The 21,954-nt window shown below is 69.8% G+C and carries 22 protein-coding genes; 6 read left to right on the top strand and 16 right to left on the bottom strand.

What is annotated here, in order from left to right; genetic code table 11:
* Window positions 1-38: 38 nt before the first annotated feature.
* The 4 genes from OG746_RS40275 to OG746_RS40260 form a co-directional block, all read right to left on the bottom strand.
* Complete coding sequence (locus tag OG746_RS40275) at window positions 39-1,106, bottom strand: ABC transporter substrate-binding protein (RefSeq protein ID WP_266723783.1); 1,068 nt, start codon at window positions 1,104-1,106, stop codon at window positions 39-41.
* 117 nt (window positions 1,107-1,223) lie between these two features.
* Entirely contained in the window at window positions 1,224-2,090 is an 867-nt protein-coding gene (locus OG746_RS40270; RefSeq protein WP_266723781.1) for an ABC transporter ATP-binding protein, read from the bottom strand.
* A 166-nt stretch (window positions 2,091-2,256) separates the two neighbouring features.
* Entirely contained in the window at window positions 2,257-3,096 is an 840-nt protein-coding gene (locus OG746_RS40265) for a helix-turn-helix domain-containing protein (protein WP_266723780.1), read from the bottom strand.
* 36 nt (window positions 3,097-3,132) lie between these two features.
* Complete coding sequence (locus OG746_RS40260) at window positions 3,133-3,978, bottom strand: prephenate dehydratase (RefSeq protein ID WP_266723779.1); 846 nt, start codon at window positions 3,976-3,978, stop codon at window positions 3,133-3,135.
* Window positions 3,979-4,199: 221 nt separating this feature from the next.
* Here OG746_RS40260 and OG746_RS40255 point away from each other — a divergent pair, with 221 nt between their 5' ends.
* Together OG746_RS40255 and OG746_RS40250 are read left to right on the top strand one after the other, a co-directional pair.
* The gene (locus OG746_RS40255) at window positions 4,200-5,231 is read left to right on the top strand and encodes a LacI family DNA-binding transcriptional regulator (RefSeq protein ID WP_266723778.1); all 1,032 of its coding nucleotides are present in this window, start codon (window positions 4,200-4,202) and stop codon (window positions 5,229-5,231) included.
* A 140-nt stretch (window positions 5,232-5,371) separates the two neighbouring features.
* Window positions 5,372-6,184, top strand: coding sequence for an MBL fold metallo-hydrolase (locus OG746_RS40250; RefSeq protein WP_266723776.1), 813 nt, complete (start codon window positions 5,372-5,374; stop codon window positions 6,182-6,184).
* Window positions 6,185-7,127: 943 nt separating this feature from the next.
* Here OG746_RS40250 and OG746_RS40245 read toward each other — a convergent pair.
* The 3 genes from OG746_RS40245 to OG746_RS40235 all read right to left on the bottom strand — a co-directional run bounded on the left by OG746_RS40245 (window position 7,128) and on the right by OG746_RS40235 (window position 9,693).
* Window positions 7,128-8,159: an NADPH:quinone reductase gene (locus tag OG746_RS40245; RefSeq protein ID WP_266723775.1), complete on the bottom strand. Its 1,032-nt coding sequence runs from the start codon at window positions 8,157-8,159 to the stop codon at window positions 7,128-7,130.
* A gap of 83 nt (window positions 8,160-8,242) precedes the next feature.
* The gene (locus OG746_RS40240; protein ID WP_266723773.1) at window positions 8,243-8,581 is read right to left on the bottom strand and encodes a GNAT family N-acetyltransferase; all 339 of its coding nucleotides are present in this window, start codon (window positions 8,579-8,581) and stop codon (window positions 8,243-8,245) included.
* Window positions 8,582-8,703: 122 nt separating this feature from the next.
* Window positions 8,704-9,693, bottom strand: a complete 990-nt coding sequence (locus OG746_RS40235) for a pirin family protein (RefSeq protein ID WP_266723771.1) — start codon at window positions 9,691-9,693, stop codon at window positions 8,704-8,706.
* Between the two features lie 119 nt (window positions 9,694-9,812).
* On the opposite strand from OG746_RS40235, the gene OG746_RS40230 reads away from it, so the two are divergent.
* A complete protein-coding gene (locus OG746_RS40230) occupies window positions 9,813-10,328 on the top strand; it encodes a carboxymuconolactone decarboxylase family protein (RefSeq protein ID WP_266723769.1) in 516 nt (171 codons plus the stop codon).
* A 101-nt stretch (window positions 10,329-10,429) separates the two neighbouring features.
* On the opposite strand, the gene OG746_RS40225 is transcribed toward OG746_RS40230, so the two are convergent.
* A complete protein-coding gene (locus OG746_RS40225) occupies window positions 10,430-11,026 on the bottom strand; it encodes a hypothetical protein (protein WP_266723767.1) in 597 nt (198 codons plus the stop codon).
* On the bottom strand, window positions 11,013-13,451 hold the full coding sequence (locus tag OG746_RS40220; protein ID WP_266723765.1) for a DUF3289 family protein: 2,439 nt from the start codon (window positions 13,449-13,451) through the stop codon (window positions 11,013-11,015). The genes OG746_RS40225 and OG746_RS40220 overlap by 14 nt, the downstream gene beginning before the upstream one ends.
* A gap of 348 nt (window positions 13,452-13,799) precedes the next feature.
* On the opposite strand from OG746_RS40220, the gene OG746_RS40215 reads away from it, so the two are divergent.
* Window positions 13,800-14,576: a hypothetical protein gene (locus tag OG746_RS40215; protein WP_266723763.1), complete on the top strand. Its 777-nt coding sequence runs from the start codon at window positions 13,800-13,802 to the stop codon at window positions 14,574-14,576.
* An 85-nt stretch (window positions 14,577-14,661) separates the two neighbouring features.
* Here the strand turns inward: OG746_RS40215 and OG746_RS40210 are convergent, their stop codons facing one another.
* The 7 genes from OG746_RS40210 to OG746_RS40180 form a co-directional block, all read right to left on the bottom strand.
* Complete coding sequence (locus tag OG746_RS40210; protein ID WP_266723761.1) at window positions 14,662-15,144, bottom strand: hypothetical protein; 483 nt, start codon at window positions 15,142-15,144, stop codon at window positions 14,662-14,664.
* A 165-nt stretch (window positions 15,145-15,309) separates the two neighbouring features.
* Complete coding sequence (locus OG746_RS40205) at window positions 15,310-15,510, bottom strand: ferredoxin (RefSeq protein ID WP_266723759.1); 201 nt, start codon at window positions 15,508-15,510, stop codon at window positions 15,310-15,312.
* Window positions 15,511-15,584: 74 nt separating this feature from the next.
* The gene (locus OG746_RS40200; RefSeq protein WP_266723757.1) at window positions 15,585-16,844 is read right to left on the bottom strand and encodes a cytochrome P450; all 1,260 of its coding nucleotides are present in this window, start codon (window positions 16,842-16,844) and stop codon (window positions 15,585-15,587) included.
* 189 nt (window positions 16,845-17,033) lie between these two features.
* Window positions 17,034-17,897, bottom strand: a complete 864-nt coding sequence (locus OG746_RS40195) for an AfsR/SARP family transcriptional regulator (protein ID WP_266723755.1) — start codon at window positions 17,895-17,897, stop codon at window positions 17,034-17,036.
* A gap of 198 nt (window positions 17,898-18,095) precedes the next feature.
* On the bottom strand, window positions 18,096-18,233 hold the full coding sequence (locus tag OG746_RS40190) for a hypothetical protein (RefSeq protein ID WP_266723754.1): 138 nt from the start codon (window positions 18,231-18,233) through the stop codon (window positions 18,096-18,098).
* A gap of 11 nt (window positions 18,234-18,244) precedes the next feature.
* Window positions 18,245-19,327, bottom strand: coding sequence for a beta-ketoacyl-[acyl-carrier-protein] synthase family protein (locus OG746_RS40185; protein WP_266723753.1), 1,083 nt, complete (start codon window positions 19,325-19,327; stop codon window positions 18,245-18,247).
* The gene (locus OG746_RS40180; protein WP_266723751.1) at window positions 19,324-20,370 is read right to left on the bottom strand and encodes an AfsA-related hotdog domain-containing protein; all 1,047 of its coding nucleotides are present in this window, start codon (window positions 20,368-20,370) and stop codon (window positions 19,324-19,326) included. Before OG746_RS40180 ends, OG746_RS40185 begins: the two co-directional genes overlap by 4 nt.
* Window positions 20,371-20,754: 384 nt before the next feature.
* Here OG746_RS40180 and OG746_RS40175 point away from each other — a divergent pair, with 384 nt between their 5' ends.
* Both OG746_RS40175 and OG746_RS40170 read left to right on the top strand, forming a co-directional pair.
* Window positions 20,755-21,087 carry a hypothetical protein gene (locus OG746_RS40175; protein ID WP_266723749.1) on the top strand — a complete coding sequence of 111 codons (333 nt, stop codon included), beginning with the start codon at window positions 20,755-20,757 and terminating at the stop codon, window positions 21,085-21,087.
* Between the two features lie 75 nt (window positions 21,088-21,162).
* The gene (locus tag OG746_RS40170) at window positions 21,163-21,927 is read left to right on the top strand and encodes an SDR family NAD(P)-dependent oxidoreductase (RefSeq protein ID WP_266723747.1); all 765 of its coding nucleotides are present in this window, start codon (window positions 21,163-21,165) and stop codon (window positions 21,925-21,927) included.
* Window positions 21,928-21,954: the final 27 nt, after the last annotated feature.

Genomic DNA, 21,954 nt, shown 5'->3' with positions numbered 1-21,954 from the left:
GCTCACCTCTTGCGGTGCGCTCACTTCTTGCGATGCGCTCACTTCTTGTCGAGTACGTCGACGTACGCGTCGATCGCCTGCTCGGTGGAACGCGGACCGCCGGCGCCCCACACCCGCGCCGGGAACGAGTGCGCGCGGCCTTCCTTCACGGCCGGGATCGTCTTCCAGATCGGGTTTTTCTTCAGCGCCTCGACGTAGCCCCCCGCACCTTCGTCGTTGGCGTAGAAGAGGTTGGCGTCACCCACCGCGGTGAGTCCCTCGACGTCGGTCTGGGCGAGCCCGTAGGACTTGTCGACACCGCCGTCCCCGTGGTTCTTGTTGACCGCCTTGGTCCACGCCGGGTTCATGCCGAGCTCCTTGCCTATCTCGGTGAACAGGGCGCCGTCGCTGTAGGGCCGGACGGTGAGGTTGCCGCCCTCCAGCCATCCGTCGAAGAACAGGAAGTCCTTCGTGGGCAGATCGGCGTCGGTGACCTTCTTCTTCGCCGTCGCCAGGTGGTCGTCGAACTCCTTGAGCACCTGGTCGGCCCGCTCGGTGCGGCCCGTCGCCTTGCCGATCATGCTGAACACGTTCCTCATGTTGCCGATCGGGTCCTTCGGGTCGGCCCCCTTGGTGACCATCACGGGGACCTTCCGCTTCTCCAGCTTCTTGACGGTCTCGTCGTCGGCGTCGAACCCCTCCACCACGACGAGGTCGGGCTTCGCCGCGTAGAGGGTGTCGAGGTCGGGCTCCTCGCGGGTACCGATGTCGGTCACCCCGCTGGGCAGCTTCTCGGCGCTGACCCAGGTGCTGTAGCCCTTCGCGTCGGACACGGCGGTGGGGGTGACACACAGCGTCAGCGCGTCCTCGACCTGCTGCCACTCCAGGACCGCGATCCGCTTGGCGGGCTTGTCGAGCTTCACGGTGCGGCCGACGCCGTCCTTGAAGGAGACCGGCTTCGTCGAGGTGGCCGTGGTGTCCGAGGCGCAGTCCTTCGACGCGGGCGACGCACTGGCCCCGCCCTCGGCCTTGACGGCCTTGTCGACGTCGGTCGTGCCGCAGGCCGTCGCGGCGAGGAGGACGAGCCCGGTGGAGGCCGACGCCGCCAGGAGACGGGCACGGTTCATGAAGGGGCCTCTTTCTTGAGATGTGTCGGAGGTACGTGTGTGGGTCGGCGGTACGTGTGTGTACGTACGTGTTGGTGGGAGCGGCGGATGTTCCGCCTCAGGCTGAGTGCCGCCAGTTCAGGCGGCGTGCCGCCCGATGGGATCGATGCGCAGGCGGCCGGTGCGGGCGTCCACGCTGACGTCGACCCGGATGTCGTAGACCTCGCCGATGTTCTCGGCGGTGAGGACGTCCGCGGGTGCGCCCGCCGCGTGCACGCGGCCGGAGCGCATCAGGACCAGCGTGTCCGCGACACGGGACGCCTGGTCGAGGTCGTGCAGCACGATCCCGACCGCGATGCCGTGCTCCTCGACGAGATCGCGCACCAGGTCGAGCGTCTCGAACTGGTAGCGCAGGTCCAGGTGGTTGGTCGGTTCGTCGAGCAGGACGACGCCGGTGTCCTGGGCGAGGCAGGCCGCGAGCCAGACACGTTGCATCTCGCCGCCGGACAGTTCCCCGACCGGTCGTCCTGCCATGTCCCGTACGCCGGTGACACCCATGGCACGGTCGATGGCGGCCCGGTCCTCGGCGGTCGGTCCCGCGAAGCCGCGGCGGTAGGGGTGGCGCCCGAAGGCGACGACCTCCGAGACCGTCAGCCCTTGGGGCGCGGGCCTCGACTGGGAGAACAGCGTGACCTCACGGGCGAACTGGCGGGCGCTGAGCAGCGTCGCGTCACGCTCGGACGGGCCGTCGGGAGCGCCGAGCGTCACCCGGCCGCCCTCCACCCGGTGCAGCCGGGACAGCGCCCGCAGCAGCGTGGACTTGCCGCTGCCGTTGGGGCCCACCAGAGCGGTCGCGCGGCCGGGCGCCAGATCGATCGAGACACCATGGACGACCGGCTTGCCGTCGTAACGCAGCACCAGGTCATGCCCGTTGAGGGCGGCGCCCGCCGGCACATCGGGACTGGCAACCGAACGCTCGGTGGGCCGAGGAGAGCGCGTGAACATCGACGAATCCCGGTGGTCGGAAGGGCAGGAGGCGCGGCACCCTCCGACCGGCCGTCACCGGCCGGGCCGCGAACTCACCCGCGTACGGGCAGCGCCGTGCACGTCGAGCACCAACTAAGGGTTACCTAACTCCGTGCAGGTTATATTCCGGCCGCCGCGTCGACAATCACGCGTTCTGGACACCCGATACGGGATTCCGGACATCGCCCGGGGCGCCGTCGGCTCCGTCGCCCGCCGCGAAGAACGCGCCCGGCGTGGTGCCCATGACCCGCCGGAACGCGGCGATGAAGGAGCTGGAACGGGCGTAGCCCAGCGTCTCGGAGACCGTCAGCACGTCGAAGCCCTCGGAGAGCAGCGTCAGCGCGCGGTGCACCCGCAGCAGTTGCCGCCACTGTGCGAACGAGAGGCCGGTCGCCTGGCGGAACGCGCGGGTGACCGTCCGGTCGCTGATCCCGAGCCGCACCGCCCACTCCTCCAGCGAGCGGGGATCGCCGGGGTCGTCCAGCAGGGCTTCGGCGATCGGATCGATCCGGGGATCGTTGGGCAACTGGAGGGCGAACTGGCGCTCCGACGGCCGGAGCACGTCGAACACGACCGACTCCGCCCGTGCCCTGGCCGCCTCGTCGAGGTCCGTGCCGGACAGATGGATCAGCAACGACTCAAGGAGCGGCGTCATCGCGATCGCCTTCGGTTCCCCGACCGCGAACGGTGTGCGGTCCGGGGCGAAGAAGGCGTCGTGGAACTGCGCACCCGCCGTCGACCGGCCCCCGTGCGCCACTCCGGCGGGCATCCAAAGACCGTGCCCCTCGGACACGGTGAAGACGCGATCCCCGACGCGGGACGTCAGCGTTCCGCCACGTACCCAGACGAGTTCGTGAAAGGGGTGCGAGTGCGGCGCCCACTCGGTGGGAACTCGGGGAATCCGGAACCCGGCGGTGATGGTGAAAGGAGCCGCCCCCTGCTCCGGAAGCGGCTCGACCGGCTCCGGCAACGCCGATACCTGCATGCGCACGAGTCTATCCGCGGCGCCGGCAGCCACCCCTCACACGTTCCGCTCCTCCAGCCGGTGCGGGTGGGCCGGATAGACGCCGAGTACGCGGACCTCGGACGAGAAGAAGCTCAGCTCCTGCAGGGCGAGCGCGACACGGGGCTCGTCGGGGTGCCCCTCGATCTCGACGTAGAAGCAGCTCGGGTTGAGTCCCGCCCCCATCTGATAGCTCTCGATCTTGGTGAGGTTCACCCCACTGCTGGCGAAGCCCCCGAGCGCCTTGTACAGCGCGCTCGGGATGTTCCGCACGGCGAAGAACAGGCTCGTCATGGTCGGCCCGCCCTCCAGGGGCGCGAATTCGGCGTCACGGGACAGGACGACGAACCGCGTGGTGTTGTCCGGGTCGTCCTCGACGCCGGCCTGCAACACCTCCAGACCGTAATGCCCGGCCGCGGCCGGCGGGGCGAGCGCCGCATGCCGCGGGTCGCCGAGTTCCGCCACCTCGCGGGCGGCCCCCGCGGTGTCGTCGCTGACCCGCGTACGCCACCCGCCCGCACGCACCACCTTCCGGCACTGCCCCAGCGCGTGCACGTGGCTGCGGACGCACTCCACCTGACCGAGCGACGTCCCCGGCACCCCCATGAGGTCGAAGCGGATGGCGTGGAAGTACTCGCCGATCACGAACAGGCCCGACTCCGGGAGCAGATGGTGCACGTCGGCGACACGGCCGGCCGTGGAATTGTCCACCGGGATCACCGCCAGGTCGGCGGTGCCCAGCGTCACCGCGTCCAGCGCCTGCTCGAAGCCGACGCAGGGCAGTTCCGTGCACCCCGGGAACAGCCTCTGGGCGACGGTCGCCGAGTTGGAGGCATGTTCGCCTTGATACGCGATGCTGGTCACAGGGTTTCACCTTCGGTGCGGAGGCCGTTGCGATCGTTCAGGGGGCTCAACAGGAGACCCAACTCTTTCATCCCGGCGACTGGGGCCCCCGGCCAGGACCGTACGCCCCCGCCGACAGGGACTCCCACGACGCCATCCGGCACACTGGAGGCCCATCGCTCCGTCCGCCCGTGCACGTCGTCGCGCTCGGATGGACGCCCGGCCCTCGAAGGAGCCCCCGCGTGAAGCGCCCCACCGCCCGCGACGTCGCCCAGCTCGCCGGCGTCTCGCGTGCAGCCGTGTCGTTCGTCTTCAGCGGGCGGGCCGAGGGGAATCTGTCGGCCCGGACACAGCAGCGCATCAAAGAGGCGGCGGACACCCTCGGCTACCGGCCCGACGAGGTGGCGCGGTCGCTGCGCGCGCGGCGTACGGGTGTGATCGGGATGCTCAGCGACTCGATCGCCACGAGTCCCTTCGCCGGACGCATGGTGCTCGGCGCGATGGAAGCGGCGCGTGCGCGCGGGCACCAGGTGCTGCTGATGGAGTCGGGCAGTGACAGCGCGGCGGAGGCCGAGGCGGTCGCGGAGCTGCGGGCACGCCGCGTCGACGGGTTCGTCTACGCGGCCATGGAACTCAACGCGACGGACGTCCCCGAGGGCCTGGACCCGGCACGCACGGTGCTCGCCAACTGCCTTCCCCGTAAGGAGAGTTCGTACGCCGCCGTGGTCGCGGACGAGCGGGCCGGCGGGCGCGGCGCCGTCGACGTGCTGCTCGCGGCCGGACACCGGGACATCGCGCTGGTGGGCGGGCCCGAAGGGAACATCGCCGCCGACGACCGCGCCCTCGGCTTCGCCGACGGACTGCGCGTGGCGGGTGTACCGGTGCGCGCCCGGCGGCGACTGCGGGCCGGCTGGCAGATCGACGAGGGGTACGCCGCCGCGCTGCGCCTGCTGGACGTGGCGAAGCCGCCGACGGCCGTGGTGTGCGCCAACGACCGTGTGGCGACAGGGGTGTTGCTGGCCGCCGCCAGGCTGGGGATCTCCGTGCCGGAGCGGCTTTCGGTGGTCGGGTACGACGACCAGGACCAGATGGCCGCGCACCTGGTCCCGGCCTTGACGACCGTGGCGCTGCCGCATCACGCGATGGGCGCGGCGGCCGTGGACACGCTGCTCGACGCGGTGGAGTCCGGCGGCCCTGTCCCGGCGGGGCACGTACGGCGCCTGGAGTGCCCGGTCGTCGCGCGCGCTTCGGTGGTGGCCCCCGCCGACGCCTGAGCGCCCGGCACAAACGCCGTTCGGGAAGGGCGAGTTGGGGGAAACCGGCGACGGCCGCCCTTGCCCGAGGACATCACAAAAGGGATGGAGTGGGCTAACGTCTCACCAAGCGGCCGCAGGCCACAAACGGGAGGTTCCCCATGCTGAAGCAGGTAGCGGAAGGGGTGCTTGTCCACCAGAGCGAGTTGCTCCAGAACAACACCGTTGTCGTGCAGGGCACGGATGGCGTGCTGCTCGTGGACCCCGGAATCACGGACGACGAAATGCTCTGCCTGTCGAACGACCTCGGTAAGTACGGTCAGCCCGTGTCAGCAGGCTTCTCGACGCACCCCGATTGGGATCACGTCCTCTGGCACGCCGAACTCGGCGAAGCACCTCGCTACGGCACGGCCCGCTGCGCGGCGGAAATGGAAGAGCTGCTGTCGCACGCGGACTGGAGGACTCAAGTCACCGAGGGCCTACCGCCGGAAATCGCCCTGGAAACGCCACTGGACCTGTTCGGCCTCATCACGGCTCTGCCGGCCGGAACCGTACGGATTCCTTGGGACGGCCCCGAGGTGCGAATCATCGAACACCCTGGCCACGCACCCGGCCACGCGGCGCTGTTGATCGCTCACAGCAGGGTTCTCGTGGCGGGCGACATGCTCTCCGACGTCCTGATCCCGATGCTCGACGAGTCCACCACCCCGATCGAGGACTACCTGGTGAGCCTGCGACTGCTCGAGGACGTTGCGGACGACGTCGACGTCCTGGTCCCCGGCCACGGGTCCGTCGCCGGCACCGCTCAGGTACGCACACGCATCCACCAGGACCGGGCGTACGTACACGCCCTACGGGACGGCCTCACTCCCGACGACCCACGGCTCGGCGCATCGGCGAGGCCCGGCTGGGAGTGGGTGAACGACGTGCACGAGGGGCAGGCCCAGAGCATTGCGCGGCGAGGTGGCAAGTGAACAATCCGGCACGGGCGAACCAGTACGCGGCCCCATGCGCCCGCTGCGGCGAGCAAGTCGAAGCCGAGACCGGCACGCGGCTGCGCAGTGCGTGGGGGCGATGGGTGACCTACCACCCGGCGCACGCCCCGACACCCGACCCGGACGGCACCACCTCGGACCCCTCCGCACTCCTACCCAACCGGTGGGACGGACGGTGCGAGACCTGCGGGGAAACCGTCGCGGCCTACACGGGAGTAGTGGTGCGCAAGGTGTCCGGCGGAAGGGACGTGCACTACCACCGTGACCACGTCCGTGAGCCCGCGCCACCGCCCCGTCTCCCCCACCCGGGCTGGCATCGGCGCCGCCTCATGGCTCTGGACATCGCGACCACCGGCAACCGCTTCACCGTCGACCGGATCCTGAGTGCGGCGGTGTGCACCACTGACGGGACGCAAAGGTCCTGGCTCGTCGACCCGGGGCCCGGTCCGCTGTCCGTCGCACCGTACAAGGGCCACGGCATCACGGTGGAGCGGGCACGCGCCGAAGGGACACCTGCCCGCGAGGCGCTGGGCGAGCTGGCGGCCACTCTGACCGAGTATCTGGCAACCAAAGAGCCCTTGGTCGTCTGGTACGCGCCGTTCGTACTCACCATCCTGGAAACGGAGTTGACCTCGCACAGGTCATCGCTGCCTGCCACCCTGCTGTCGGTCGTCTGTCACGGCCGGCCCTGCACCGGGAACAGGTGTGCTGGCACGACCAGTTCGTTCAGCAACTGGAAGCGCGCAGCCCCGGCATCGTCACCGACCGCCACTGGCCCCTGGGGTCGGTCCAGGTATCGACCTGGACCGACCACGACACCGCCTGACGACAGGACGGCACACTCACCGCACTGGACCGACCCCGTCGGGATCGCGCAGGCCAAGTCCTGCGCCCCAGGGCAGCGGGGCCACAGGCTCCGCCCCTACTCGGCCGCCCTGACGTCGATGAGGACCTTGCCCACGGCACCGCCCTCGACCGCCTCGTGCGCCTTCGACGTCTGCTCCAACGGGAAGCGGAGCAGCGGCAGACCGGACTCCGTACCTGCCCGCAGCGCGCCGGCCGCGACGGCCTCCGAGACGGCGGCCACGCCGTCGCGCATCGCGTCGGCCGGGACGGTGTAGAGGGACAGGCCGTGCCAGTCCAGGTTCCGGCCGAAGGTCGCGCGGAGCGGCAGCCGGAGTTCGTCGCCGCCGTTGTTGGCGTAGAAGGCGATCGTTGCGTTGTTCCTGGTGACCGCCAGGTTCAGTTCGGCGTTGACCGCCGGGGCGACTTCGGCGACGAGGTCGACCCCGTCCGGCGCCAGGTCGAGGATGACCTTGGCGGCGTCCTGCGTACGGTAGTTGACGATGTGGTGGGCGCCGGCGGCCTGCGCCAGGTCGGCCTTCTCCGGGGAACTGATGGTCGTGATGACCGTCGCCCCGGCCCAACGGGCCAGCTGGATCGCCGCGTTGCCGACCGCGCCCGCTCCTCCGGCGATCAGCACGGTCCGTCCGTCAAACACCCCCGGCGCCAACCGGTCCGGTCCGTCGGCGGCGAGGGTCAGGGCACGGTGGGCGGTGAGCGCCGGGACGCCGAGCGCCGCGCCCAGGTCGTAGCCGGCGTTGTCCGGGAGCGGCACCGCCCGCTCGGCCGGGATGGTCAGGTACTCCTGGGCCGTGCCGCCGTCGGGGCGCCCGGCCGCGGACAGGTACAGCCACACCCGCTCCCCGATCCGCGCGGGGTCGACTCCCGCGCCGACCGCGTCGATGCGGCCCGCACCGTCCTGGTTGGGCACCTGACTTTCGCCGTCCCCGAGTTGACCCGAGACTCCTGCCCGGACCTTCCAGTCGGTGGGGTTGACCCCGGAGACATGGACCTCGACCCGGACCTCGCCGGGACCGGGGTCGGGGACGGGGCGCTCCTCCACCTTCAGAACTTCGGAGTCGCCGTTGCTGCTGTACACGATGGCCTTCATGTTCTGGCCAATCACTACTGGACTTGTCGTATTCCCGGTGGGCGGGAAAGGAGACGGTGGGCGGGAAGGGAGACCGTCCGCGTTCAGCCGATCCGGCTTCGCAGCCACGTCATGATCTCCGGGGTCACCGGATCGACGACGTCGGCCGTCTCCTCCTCGCGCTTCTTGACGTACTTGGCCCAGTAGGGGCAGACGGGAACCACCCGCTTGCCGGCGGCGCGGACGTCGGCCAGGGCCTCGGTCACCAGCGTCGAGGCCAGGCCCTGTCCGGCGAAGCGGTCGTCGACCTCGGTGTGGAAGAAGACCCGTTGCTCGTCGCGGTCGCGGTACTCGGTGAGACCGGCCTGTTCGCCGTCGACCGTGATGACGTAGCGCTGCTCGTCGGGGCGGTGTTCGACGACCGGAGTGGTGGCGGATGTCATGGTTCTTTTCTCCTTGTGCCGTGCGGGACGGCCTTGAGTCTTGAGTCTTGGGCCTTGGTGTGTCGGGGCGTAGGCGGATTGGTGTGCTGGCGTGTTGGTGTGTTGGTGTGTTCCCGGGGCCGTCAGTGCGGCGAGCGGTTGCCGCGTGCCTTCAGCCTGCTGTTGGGCAGTTCGGGGGCCGGCAGGCGGTTGCCGGGGTAGCCGGACACCGTGCCGAAGCGTTCCGCGTCGGCTTCCCACTCCGCCCGGGCCGCGACGATGTCCTCGTGGCTCCGGCCGATGAAGTTCCACCACATCACGATCTCTTCGCCGAACGGTGTACCGCCCAGCAGCAGAAGCCGCGCCGGGCTGCTCGCGTCGTTGGTGAGGGTGATCGTGTCTCCGCCCGGGGCCAGGTAGCCGAGCTCCGCGTGCGGTACGAGGGTGTCCTCGACCCGGACGGCCCCTTCGTCGACCAGGACCCCGTGTTCGAAGGCCGGGTCCACCGCGAGGGTGACGTGCGCGCCCGGTTCGAGCACGAGTTCCGCGCCGAGCAGCGGGGAGTACGTGGGGACCGGGGAGGTGTCTCCGGTCAGCGTGCCGAGGAAGACCCTGGCCTCCGCTCCGTCCAGGGCGATGGTGGCGGGGGCGTGGTATCGGAAGGCGGGCGCGACGTCGCGGTGCGCGTCCGGGAGCGCGATCCAGAGCTGGATACCGCGCAGGACGGTGGCGTCCGGGGTGGACACCTCGGAGTGGCTGATGCCGCGCCCGGCGGTCATCAGGTTCAGCTCGCCGGGTCGCACCATGGCGTGCGTGCCGAGGCTGTCGCGATGCTCGATCTCGCCGTTGAACAGCCAACTCGCCGTCTGCAGGCCGATGTGCGGATGCGGCGCGACATCCATTCCGCCGGTGGCGGTGACGTCGTCGGGCCCGTAGTGGTCGGCGAAGCACCACGCACCGATCAGGCTCCGTTCCCGCTGGGGAAGGGTGCGCCGTACGGTCATCGCCCGCGGGCCGCCTAGTGGCACCTCGCGGGCCGACAGCAGCTCCACCCGCCTGCTGTCGGCGGTCTTCTGATGTGGCGTCACCGGCGTGCGGTGGTTCTCGACCGGCGTCTGCTCGTGTGCGGCCATGGCGCTCCTCCCCCTTTGTGGATCTTCCCCGTAGCAAGGTGATTGAACAGTAAACTATATTGGCGTAGGTCGCCACTGCCGACCGGCACCGGCGGCCACGAACGAGGGAGGGCTCCACAGTGAGCAGCACAGCAGCGACCACCACGGGCACGCAGGACCGGCGCCGGGTCTTCATCGACAAGCAGTCACCGGACGCATACCGGGCCTTCCGGCACGCCGCCGAGACGGTTCGCGCCGAAGCCGCCGCGGCCGGCCTCGAGCCCGCCCTGCTGGAGCTGATCAACGTACGCGTGTCCCAGATCAACGGGTGCGCCTTCTGCCTCAACACGCACACCCGTGCCGCCCTGCACGCCGGTGAATCACCGCTGCGCCTGGGGGTGCTGCCGGGATGGCGGGACACCGAGGTGTTCACCGACCGGGAGCGGGCGGCGCTCGGCCTGGCCGAAGCAGTCACGCACCCGGATGACGCCGCCGCTCAGGAGTCGGCGTACGCCGCGGCCCGGGAGGTGTTCGACGACGCCGAGATCTCCGCCGCGATCTGGGCGTCGATCTCCATCAACGCCTTCAACCGGGTCTCCATCCTCAGCAAGCACCCCGTGCGCCGGGCCGCCATGCCGAACCCGGCAGTCCAGTGACCTGGCCGACCCAGCCGCAGCAAGGTCGAGGACTGATCACGACGACTCCGGCGGGCGGCCGGGGCAGAAGAGAGCGCCCTCTTACTGCCATTGGGCATCCGTTACTGCCATTGGGCATCCTCACGGTCCAGATCGTCGATCGGGCCGAGGATCGTCCACCCCGGCTTCAGCGACCGCGTGCTTCGGAAGTCGCGGTCGTCCGCGTACTCCTCCGCGTCCGTGTCCTCGGAGGCGTGCATGATCGTGTAGCGCGGGGGGTCGTTGCCGTAGAAACGGAAGAACGTGCGCCCCTTGTCCTTCGACTGGCGGACGATCACGTCGACGCCCCACAGCGCCCTGTACGCCGCCTGGTCCTCGGCAGACGTCGGCTTACAGGATTCGGGCCGTCCGGCGTCACGCACGCAGATCACCGCCGGGATCCAGGTGATCCGTTCGGCCCGCGGGTGGGCGGCCGCCAGCTCCCGCATCCGGTCGTCGGCCTTGGCGAAGGCCGACGACCGGCGGTCGAACTCCGTCTGCAGCTTGTCGAACCGCCCGTCGTCGTACCCGCTGCCGAAGTGTGCCTCCAGCAGTCCGAGGACGACGACCCGCCAGGCCAGGAACAGCGCCGCCGCCACGATCAGCGCGACGAGCAGAACCCGGCCCGGCGAGCGCCGCCATCGGCGACGCTCCAACTCGAGGGCGTCAGAACGAACCATTGATGGGTATCTCGACGTCCGCCACCGCGATCGGCGGGGCGTACTTCCCCTCGAATCGCTCATAGTGCTGCAGCGTAAACCAGTCGATGAAGCCGTAGTTCGTGATCTCGTCGTCGGGGTCGAGTCCGAAGTGGTCGTAGGAGTGGAACAGCAGTTTCCCGGAGAAGGTGTTTCCGCTGACCTTGTAGTCCTTCAGCCGGATCGTCTGCCCGTGGAACTGGTGGATGGCGATGGAGAGCGCACGCTGGTTGGCGTCGAAGAGGGAGAAGTCGTAGACCGGGTACTGCACACCTTCCCGGGAGAACGTCTGGTAGAGCAGGTTCTGGTTCAGGTCGTCCTGGAGCTGGAACTGCGCCGTCCCGCCCTTGTTGTCCTTGATGGACTGGACGATGAGCTCCTTGGCCTTGTCCGTGTACGTCTTCTCCTGCGGTGACGCCGCGACCGCCCGGGACAGGGCGCTGCCGGAGCCGACCTGCTGGAACCGGGCGGGGTCGTAGTCGTCGTCCACCGAGACGGAGCCCGCGCTCTCCCCGTTGTGGCCGAAGCGGAAGGCGTTGCGCAGGTCGTCCACCGTCTGCTGATTGCCGCTGTCCGCGCCGGCCTTGCCGAAGTTCATGATGTCGTTGAACTCTCCCCACATCAGGAACTCGGGGGTGATCGAGGCGTTCCAGAAGTCCCAGCTGAGATCGGTCAGTTCGTCCCAGTTGTAGTCGTTGAACGTCAGGTCGTCCGCCACCAGCCGGCTCGGAGGCACCTGGAAGTCGTCGGGGTTGGGCTCCTTGCGCCGGCCCTCCCGGTTCGCCGACTGGTGGATCAGCATGTCCGACTCGTCGAAGACCAGCGGGTGTTGGTCGGCACGGTCCCGGGAACCGTCCCCGTCCGTGTCCGTCTTCAGCGGGTTCGAGGTCAGCTTGGCGTAGGTGAGCTGCTTGGTCCCCTGTTGCGTCCCCTGCTTCGTACCGGACAGCTTGTCCGTGACGACCTGGACCTCCTTGCCGTCCTTGACCGAGTCACCGTCCGAATCCGGGTTCTTGGGGTCCATCGCGCCCACCGGCACACCATTGCCCTGGACGAGGTTCCCGGCGCGCATCGCCTTCTCGTCGCCGTCGCTGATGCCGTCGTTGTCGGTGTCCTTCGACGAGCCCTGTTCCTGGGCGGAATCCTTACGGACGGTTTGGTCGGTGTGCTCCCACACCTTGTCGAAGGCCCGGCTGTCGAGCACCGTGTACTTGGAGAAGTCGCTGGTGGTGGCCGTGATCGTGTCGCCGTCGAGCCGCTGGTCCGCGAGCTTGATCAGGCGCTGGGACTTCTCGTCGTAGCCGTAGACGGCCGGCTTGAAGTCCGATCCGGCCTGCTTCGGGGCGACCTTGTCGACCTTGAAGGAGATCTTCGCTGCGTCGAACTTGCCGTCGACCGTGAACTCGTAGCCGTTGCCCACGTAGCCCGGAGTGGACTTCGGGAACTGCTGCTGATCGGCCGGGAGCTTGGTGACCGAGAACGTCGACACCTGCTTGGGACTCAGTCCCTTGATCGTGGCCGAGGCCGTGGTGGCTCCGCCGTCCGCGGACCGTGTCACGTCGAACGAGGACTCCGCGGCACGTGGGTCGGACCCGATCCGCGTCTCCTGGCCGTCCTCCACGCCGTCGCCGTCGGTGTCGGGGTTGGCCGGGCTCGTGTGCCGGGTCAGTTCCTTGCCGTCGGCCAGTCCGTCCGCGTCGGTGTCCGCCCGCCCGGGTGAGGTCTTGAGCTGCACCTCGCGCAGGTTCGACACCTTGTCGCCGTCCGGGTCCTCCTTGCCGTCACGGACGCCGTCGCCGTCGCTGTCCGCCTTGGACGGGTCGCTGCGGTTGCCCAGTTCGAAGAAGTCGGCCAGGCCGTCGTGGTCCGTGTCCTTGCTCTTCGGGTCGAGCTTGGCGCGCTGCTCCATGTCGTCCGGGAGCCCGTCGCCGTCGGTGTCCTTCGTCGGCCGCGCCCCGTCCTTCGCGAAGCTCGTCCAGGCCGGGGTGTGTGCCGTACCGCCGGCCTTCGCGCGGTACCAAAGGGTCGAGGTCGTACCCGGCTCGATCACCTTGTTCGCCGCGTCGTTCTGGATCGTTGTGCGCTCGCCCTGCTGGGCACCATCCAGCTTCGCCGACTCGGTGGCCGTGATCCTGTCCGGCAGTTCGAACGTCAGGGACCAGTCGGTGATGTCTCGCTTGGAGACGTTCTTGATCTGGAGCTCCGCGATGTAGGAGCCCTCGGTCGACTTGTCGCGCAACTCCTTCGGAACCCTGCCCCACTGCGGATCGTCCGCCGCGAGCTGCCGATAGGAGACGTCGACCGCCTTGTCCCGGTAGATCGTCTTCCCGGGAGGTGTGTCCTCGTCGTTGCCCGCGATCGCGGGTGCCGCGGTTCCGAGCAGGAGTAATAAGGCACTGAGTGGCATTGTGACGCGTCTGCGCATGGTCTTCCCCCAAGTGTCCACACTTACCAGGCGTCGCGAAGTAGCCCCCGTTTCACGGCACTTCGCCAGTCGAACGCAGAAGCTAGCAGGGGTCGATGACGGAACCTTGGCTTCCATGAGGGGAAGTTGAGGACGCTGGGTGGATCGTTAAGTTCCGTTCCTGGTGATTTGGCGGTGGCGCCTGGTGAGGGAGAGGCCGATTTCGACCCTTGACGACCGCCGTTCACGACGTTGAGTCGAGCCCCCGCTACGAGGCGTCACCCGCCCACTGATAGAACGGCACATGCCACTTACGGCAACCACACACTCACGGGGAACAACGGGGAACTGATGAACAACACGCACGTCCTGTCCGTCCGCCGCACCGCCACCGCGCTCGCCTGCGCCGCCGCCCTGGTGTCGCTGACGGCCTGCAACAGCGGTTCGGACAAGGCCGCGGACGCCGACAGCAAGGCGTCGACCGCCGCGGACAAGCCGGCCAAGGCCGACGCCAAGCCGAACGGCGCCGACAAGCTCGCCGCCACCGAACTGCGCGCCAAGGGCCTGGAGACGAAGGCCGCCGCAGGTTCGGTCCACGAGGTCATGTCGCGCTCGGACGCCAAGTCCGACCTCCGGCTCTCCGCCACGGAGTGCACCGGCACGGTCGACCTCACGGACATGGGCACCTTCGAAATCATCCGCAAGGGCAACGACGTCTGGGTCAAGGTCGACTCCAAGTTCGTCTCCTGGGCCAAGAAGAACGATGCCGGCACCATCCAGGCCGAGCAGTGGATGCACGGCTCACCGACCGCCTCGCTCACGAAGGCGCTCGTCAGCTACTGCCACGTCGAGCAGTTCGGCCAGCAGGAGAAGAGCTCCCTCAAGCTGGAGAAGGGTGACGCCGCGGAGGTGGCGGGGCAGCCCGTCGCCACGGTCGTCGCCAAGGGCACGGACCCGAGCAAGAAGGCCACGTTCAGCATCGCGACCACGGGCAAGCCCTACCTGCTGCGGCAGGAGGTGCCGTACAGCAACGGGACCGGCATGCAGACCATCACGTGGTCCGACTTCGGCGCGTCCGTCGGCGCGAAGGCGCCGACCGGAAAGATCGTGACTGCCCCGAAGATCTGATCTCTACGGCGGGGCCGGGCGGTCCAACCACCCGGCCCCAGAAAGCCGTACAGAGTGCGAGCGCGCACGACGCCATGCGTGCGCGTCAGTTGAACACGACGGTATTGGTGTCCGGTTCACCGACCGGCAGCATCGTCGCCTGGCCGCTCGCACCCTTGAAGTCACCCGTGCCCCCGGTCACCGCGGAGCGGGTGGGGCGGGGCATGGTGTCCTCATCCTTCTGGATGGGCTTGAAGGCCTGGGTGAAGATCTCACCCCTCCCCTCGATGACGTAGGCGCCGGAGCACAGCGCACCCACCGTCGTCTTCCCGGGCGCCGCCGTGGTGCAGTCGTAGTAGAACCGCCCCACCACGTCTCCCGAGGCATCGAGGAGACGGGCATCGCCGTCGAACTGCTGCCCCTCGCTGCCGCTGGGCTGCTCGTCCTCGTAACCGAAGTCCACGGTCATGGTGGGCAGTGGCTCCGGACCGCCCAGAGCCACCGCGGGGGCAGCCAGGGCACCCACCGCCACAGCGAGCGAAGCGGACGCGAGTCCGAGTGACCGTCCGAGCAGGCGGATGGATGTCATGAACGATCCTCTCCATCGAGTCGCGTGCGGGCAGTCCCGCACGATGGATACGCACGGTAGTCGAATGACTTCTTTGTGTGACACACGTCGTCCGGCGTGCCCGAAATCGCTGTCGTGACGGGGCGACCGGCGAGACGGAGAGGGCGGCCCATGACCTCGTGACGCTCAGCCGGATTCCCTCACACCGATCGCCGCGGTGGGACACATGGCCGCCGCTTCGCGTACGGCAGCGTGGTGCTCGGAGCCGGGTTCGGGGGTCAGGAGGGTCACGATGCCGTCCTCGTCGCGCTGGTCGAATACCTCCGGCGCGGACAGGACGCAGGCACCGGCGCCGCAGCACTTGTCCTGGTCGACGGTGAGTTTCACGGTCCGTCTCCTCTACGGGGCTATCGGGGTTGTCGGGGTCGTCGGGGCTACAGGTCCAGGGGTCACCAGCGGACTCACCAGCTGACGGGGACTTCGCTCAGGCCACCCACCAGGAGGCCCTCCGTCTTGCGGAGTTCGGCGGCGGGGACGGCGAGGCGCAGGGTGGGGACGCGGGACAGCAGGACCTCCAGGACGACCTGGAGTTCGGTGCGGGCCAGTGCCTGGCCGAGGCAGGAGTGCGGTCCCACGCCGAAGGTGAGGTGGGGGTTCGGGGTGCGGGCGAGATCCATGGCGTCGGCGCCGGTGAAGGCGCGCTCGTCGCGGTTGGCGGCCGGCATGCTGCACACGACCGTGCTGCCCGCCGGGACGACCTGCCCGCCGACCTCGGCATCCTCGCCGAGGTAACGGCGCAGCCCGAAGCCGAGGTTGCTGTCGAAGCGCAGGGACTCCTCGACGGCGGTGCGCACCAACGACGGGTCGGCCAGCAGGCTCTCCCAGCGGCCGCGGTCGTCGAGCAGCAGGGAGACCATCTTGCCGATCGAGTTGGCGGTGGTCTCGTGGCCGGCGACGAGCAGTCCCATGCCGGTGGACACGAGTTCGTCGTCGCTCAGGCCGCCGCCTTCGCTCTCGCTCCCCGCGCCGCCCGCTTCTTCGCTCTGCGTGATGAGAACACTGAGGAGGTCGTCGGCGGGTTCGGCGCGCTTGGCGGCGATGTGCGCGGACATGTAGGCGACGAACTCCGCCTGGGCGGTACGGATTTCGTCGGCGCTGTAGCGAGTGACGCTGAGGAAGCTGTCGGACCAGCCGGAGAAGCGGTCCCGGTCCTCCGCGGGCACCCCGAGGAGGTCGCAGATGACGTAGACGGGGAACGGGAAGCCGAGGCTCGCCCGCAGGTCGGCGGGGGCGCCATCGGCGAGCATGGCGTCCACGAGACCCTCGGCGAGGCGGGTCATGGCGGGGCGCAGGGCGGTCATCCGCTTGGCGGTGAAGTAGCGGCCCACCTGACGGCGCCAACGCTGGTGCGGTTCGCCCTTGGTGGGGTGCGCGACGGCGGAACTACCGGTGGCGGCGGCTCCCCCGGCACCCTCGGGTGCCATCCGGGCGGCGTTGTCCTCCTCCGTGGGGCGGACGAACCGGGGGTCGGCGAGCAGACCCCGGACGTCGTCGTACCGGGTCAGATAGACGGCCGTGTCACCGCTGGGCAGCGTGGCGCGGGCGACGGGGCACCGGGCGCGCAACTCCTCCCACACGGCGGGCGGTTCGAGCGGGGTGTCTCCCGACAGCGGCAGGCTGACGGGCGGTTGGGCGTAGGCGTGTTCGGCCTGGTCGGTCATGGTGCGGCTCCTCGTGGGGTGGAGGCGGCGGCAGGTGTCCACGGTGGCGAAAGGGCCTGCACAATGCACCGTTCAACAAGAGTGCATCATGCACCGTCTGTGCATGATGCACTCTCTATGTATGACGCACAACCGTCACATCCCCGAGCGGCACCCCGCGTCGTGGCCGCACCGAGCCGACCCCACGGATCAGCCGCCGCTGACCGGTGCGAGGCGCAAGAAGGCGGCGTCGGGGGCATCCTGGAGCAGGGCGTGGTGGAGGGTGCGGGTTTCCGGTGAGGGCACGGTGCCGAGTTCGTCGGCGAGGCGGGCGTCGAGCTCGCGGTAGGCCTTGAGCGCGTCATTGCGCCGGCCGGCGGCGTACAGGGATCGCATCAACTGGGCGTGCAGTCCCTCGTGGTAGGGGTTGCGGTCGGCCAGGGTGGTGGCACGGCACACGGCCTGATTCTTCTTGCCGGTACGCAGAAAGGTGTCGACGAGGATCTCTTCGCCGTGCAGCCGGGCCTCGTCCAAGAAGCGGGCCAGCGGGCGCAGTTGAGGGCCCTTCAGTACATCTTCGAGGATGTCTCCCTGGCACATCGACAGGGCCCGCGCGAGCGTGGTTTCGGCCTCCTCGTAGTCTCCGCGCGCGGCGGCGCCCTCGCCCCGCTCCAGGAGAGCCTGGAACTCGGCGCCGTCCCAGCAGGATGCGGGAAGGTGCAGGGTGTAGCTCCCGGCGTCGGTGGTGAGCAGGGACGCGGCAACGGTCTCGGCGGGCAGGTCGAGCTCCTTGGCGAAGAGCCGCCGCAGGGCACTGATGTAGGTCTGTAGGGCGGTCTTCGCCGTGCGCGGCACCTCGTTGGGCCACAGTTCGGATGTCAGCGCGGTGGTGGTCACCCGCCGGCCGACGTTCATCAGGAGCAGGCAGAGCACCTGGCGCTGCTTCGCCGCGGTCGGTGCGGCCTCGCGGCCGTGCACGGTCATCGAGAGCGGGCCCAGGATGCGGAATCGCAGGGCCTCGGTCTCGATGCTCACTCTGGTCTCGGAAGCGTGGTGCTCAGTCACTGCGGTCACTGCAGTCCCCCTCAGGAGCCGTACCGGGCAGCGCTCCACCCTCGGAGACAGAGCGCTGCCCGGATGCCTTTGTGCACACGGTGGCGGCGTACGCACAGAAAACATAATACCCGTTCTCATGTTGTACGCCGAGTGAGTGCCTCCTCACACGAGCCACTGTTGACGACTCCTTGATGCTTCAGTCGCTGCTTTGACGCTTCAGCCGTTCATGCCGGGGATCAGGATTCCGTCGCGGTCGCGAACGTGCGCCACGAGATCCGGGTCGTCGCCCACGCAGCCGGGAAGCCCGGGCGGGGCCTGTTCCAGCAGGCTGTCGGACGGGGTGGGTGCGGACATGAAGTGGCCTTTCACGACGGGTCGGTCTGTTCGGTGGGGCGCTGCACGACGAGCGCGCTCCAGGTGAAGCCGGCTCCGGCGCTGAGCACGACGGCGTACTCGCCCGGGAGGAGCCCTTGCGGGTGGGAGGGGTCGGACAGGGCCGCCAGGTTCGACAGGGCGTCCCCGGCGCCGAGGTGTCCGGTCCCCGCGCCCAGGTCCACGGCCGGGGCGCCGGTCACTTCGGCGACGGCCTTGCCGTAGATGTCGCGTGCCGTGGCCGCGCCCAGGCGGGGCAGCAGGACGCTGCGCGGGCCGCTGTCGGTGCAGGCCCCCGGCCGGTCGGCGGCCTGGGCGAGGGCGGCGGCGAGCACTTCGGTGGTGCACCGCCGCAGCCGGGCCACGAAGGCGTCCCGGCTCGTGCCGCTCAGATAGGCCTTCTTGGTGCGGCGTACGTCGACGGGCCCGAGTTCGCCCGCGGCGGCATGGAAGCGGTCGCGGCCGCGGTGCACGACTTCCAGGTCCGGCTGGGCGCGGGTGACCAGGGCGCGCAGTTGCAGGGACCGTTCCGGCGGAACCGTTCCCGGGGTGGCGGCGCGGCCCAGGACGGCGGCGGTGGCGCCGTCGCCGTACCAGACCCCGTAGTCGCCCGCCCAGCGGTCGAAGCCGGGTGCGACGAAGCGGTCCGCGGTGGTGACCAGGGCGCAGGCGGGTGGTGCGGTGACGGCGAGGCGGGCGACGGCCGCTTCGAGGGCGGCCGCTCCCCCGTTGCACATCTGCTGGATGCCGACGGGGACGGCGTGCCGGGCGCCCAGGCGCGCGGCGACGTAGTGGGCCGGGGACCAGAAGTCGTGGCCCTGGTAGTAGGTCCAGGCGTGGTGGACGGAGCCCAGCCGCGCGGGATCCACCTGGGCGCGTTCCAGGGCCGCGAATCCGGCTTCGGCCGCCATCTGCGGTGCGGACAGGTCCTCCGAGCACGGCAGGTAGGAGTACCCCATGGCCGCGATCTCCTCGGCGGTGACCTGCCCGAGGAGCAGAGCGTCCTGAGGGGTCCGGGAGGTGGCCGGGAGCCACTCGGCGGCGGCGATCCAGGTGCCGCGGGGGATGTCGATCACGGCTGGCTCCTCTGGGGTGCGGCGCGGGCGGTGGTGGTGTGCAGCACGCCGCGGGCGCACAGGGCTCCGTCCTGGAGGAACTCGACGTGGTGGGTGGTCAGTCGGGGCAGTGCGGAGGCCAGGGCGTCGTCCCCTGCGTAGGGGCCGCTGTGCCGCACATGGGCGGTCAGCGGCGCGTCCAGCTCGGCGTAGCGGCTGAAGGAGAAGTCGAAGCCGGCCACGGTGGTGTGGGCCGCGGATGTGCCGTGCAGCTCGGCTCCGGTGAACAGGCACAGCTGCCGGGCGGCCTCCATGAGGACCATGCCGGGCACGTGGTCCTGGGCGTGGTCGAACATGCTGCGGTTGTCCAGCGGGGCGCACACGCGCGCCGAAGTGCCCTGCCCGTCCACGGTGATGTCGTCGAGGACGACGTTGTGGCGGTCGGTGCGTCCGACCCAGTGCGGGGCCAGGGAGCTGGTGGTGCGGGGCAGCGCGGCGAAGTCGGGAAGCGGTCTGCCACGGCCGCTCTCACGCACGGCGGCGTACACATCGGAGGGGATGTAGCCGACCTCGATGCGGACCTGTCCTACGTGGTGGTCCCACACCCCCACGTCGGCGGCGAAGGTGAGACGGCGCGGGGAGCCCGCGGGGCCCTGGGCGCCGGATGTCGTCACCGCCACCGAGACCTCGGCGGGACGCTGCGTGTCGGGGGCGGTCAGCAGGCCCGGCAGCGCCATGGTCCAGCGGCGCAGCAGGAATTGGCGGTCCTCGCCCACGCCGGCGACCGCGTGCCCGCCCCAGGTCTCGGCCTGACGCACGCACTCGAGGAGGAGCAGCGGGTCGGGGCAGTCGAGGCGGGTGAGGTGGTCGCCGTAGTACGGGTGTTTCCAGGGCAGTTGGGCCGCGGCGCGGTAGCCGCCGTCGTCGGTGTGATGCACATCGGTGAGGAAGACCTCGGACAGTGCCCAGCGGTGCAGGATGCGGCGGTCGACGATGCGGGTGAAGGACAGCTCCGCCTGTTCGCCTCGGTGCGGGGCCGACGGTGCGGACAGGGTCGGGGGCACGGGATTTCCTTTCGTCGGAACGGGCGGTCAGGCGGACCGGGGCAGCGGGGAACGCCAGGGGCGCGGTTGCGGTGGTCCGGCGAAAGCCCGCGGTGATTCGAATTCCTCGGCCAGGCCCATCAACGCCCGAATTCTCGCGGCGTGGGAATTCCTCAGTCCGGCCCGCGCGGCCCGCTCCGTGTGGTTCATGCGTCCCTCCCGATGGGGCCGAGTCCGTCGCTCGGCCGACACCAGGAGTCTCACTGCGGCGCACCAAAGAATCACTAAAGCCGCCGAATACGAGGCGGGGGGAAATTGCGCTTTAGTGATCCTTGAGCACCGCTTTAGAAAGCGGTCGTGAACATGTTAGGGCGACCGCCGAACGACGGAGCAGGGAAGAAGACAATGGCTGCAAATGAAGCGTCTCCGGCAGCGCGCACGGCCGCACTGTTTCCGGGGCAGGGGGTGCAGCGTCCGGGCCTGGGCGCCCCCTGGTCCACCAGCCGCGCCTGGGAGTTGGTCGAGGAGGTGTCGCAGGCGGCGGACCCGGCTCTGTGTCTCGCTCAGTTGACCGGCCCGGTGCACTGGCACGGCGTGCTCGACACGCTGCGCGACACGGCCGGCTGCGCCCGGCTCCTCGACGTCGGTCCCGGCCGCACGATGGCCGGGCTCGCGCGCCGCGCCGTCCCCGAACTCGCCGTCCAGCGTGCGGATCAGCTGCTCCCCTCCCCCGTCTGACCCGGCGCGCGCTCACACCCTTCCCGTACCCGCGCCCGCACCCAACCCCCGTACAACCATGAGGAGTTACCCACCATGCATGTGCACACCTCCCGCTTCGCCGACAAGACCGTCCTGATCACCGGCGGCGGCTCCGGCATGGGCCTGGCCGCGGCCCACCGCTTCCTCGACGAAGGAGCACGGGTCGCCCTGGTCGGCCGCAATACCGAGCGCCTGGAGAAGGCGGCCGTCGAACTGGACGCCGGGCAACGGGTGTTGACCGTGTCCGCCGACATCTCCACGGCTTCCGGCGCCGAGGCTGTGGCCGACGCCGTCCGCGAGCGCTTCGGCACCTTGGACGCGGTCTTCGCCAACGCCGGTGTCGGCGTCTTCAAGCGCCTGGGCGACTTCACCGCACAGGACGTCGAGGACGTGCTCGCCGCCAACGTCAAGGGCGTCTTCTTCACCGTCCAGCGCGCCCTGCCGCTGCTCAACGAGGGATCCGCGGTGGTCATCAACGCCTCGTGGACCCACCACCGCGGACTGGCCATCGGCTCGCTGTACGCCGCTTCCAAGGCCGCCGCGGGCAACCTCGCCAAGACCCTGGCCGCCGACCTGGCGCCGCACGGTGTCCGCGTCAACGCCATCAGCCCCGGCTACATCGACACCGACATGTACCGCGAGTCGGTCCCCACCGAGGAGGGCCGCGAGGCGGCGCGCCGCGACGTGGTGTGCGGGCGCATCGGCACGCCGGAGGAAGTGGCCTCCGTGGTCGCCTTCCTGGCCTCCTCCGACGCCGCCTACGTCAACGGGGTCGACCTGCTGGTCGACGGCGGCCTGTCCATGTCCATCCCGGCCTGAACCGGACCTCGAACCCCTTGGAGACGA

The organism is Streptomyces sp. NBC_01016 (genome assembly GCF_026341035.1).
Classification (GTDB): domain Bacteria; phylum Actinomycetota; class Actinomycetes; order Streptomycetales; family Streptomycetaceae; genus Streptomyces.
The sequence above is the reverse complement of the archived record's forward strand: the minus strand, read 5'-3'. Positions and strand labels throughout refer to the sequence as shown.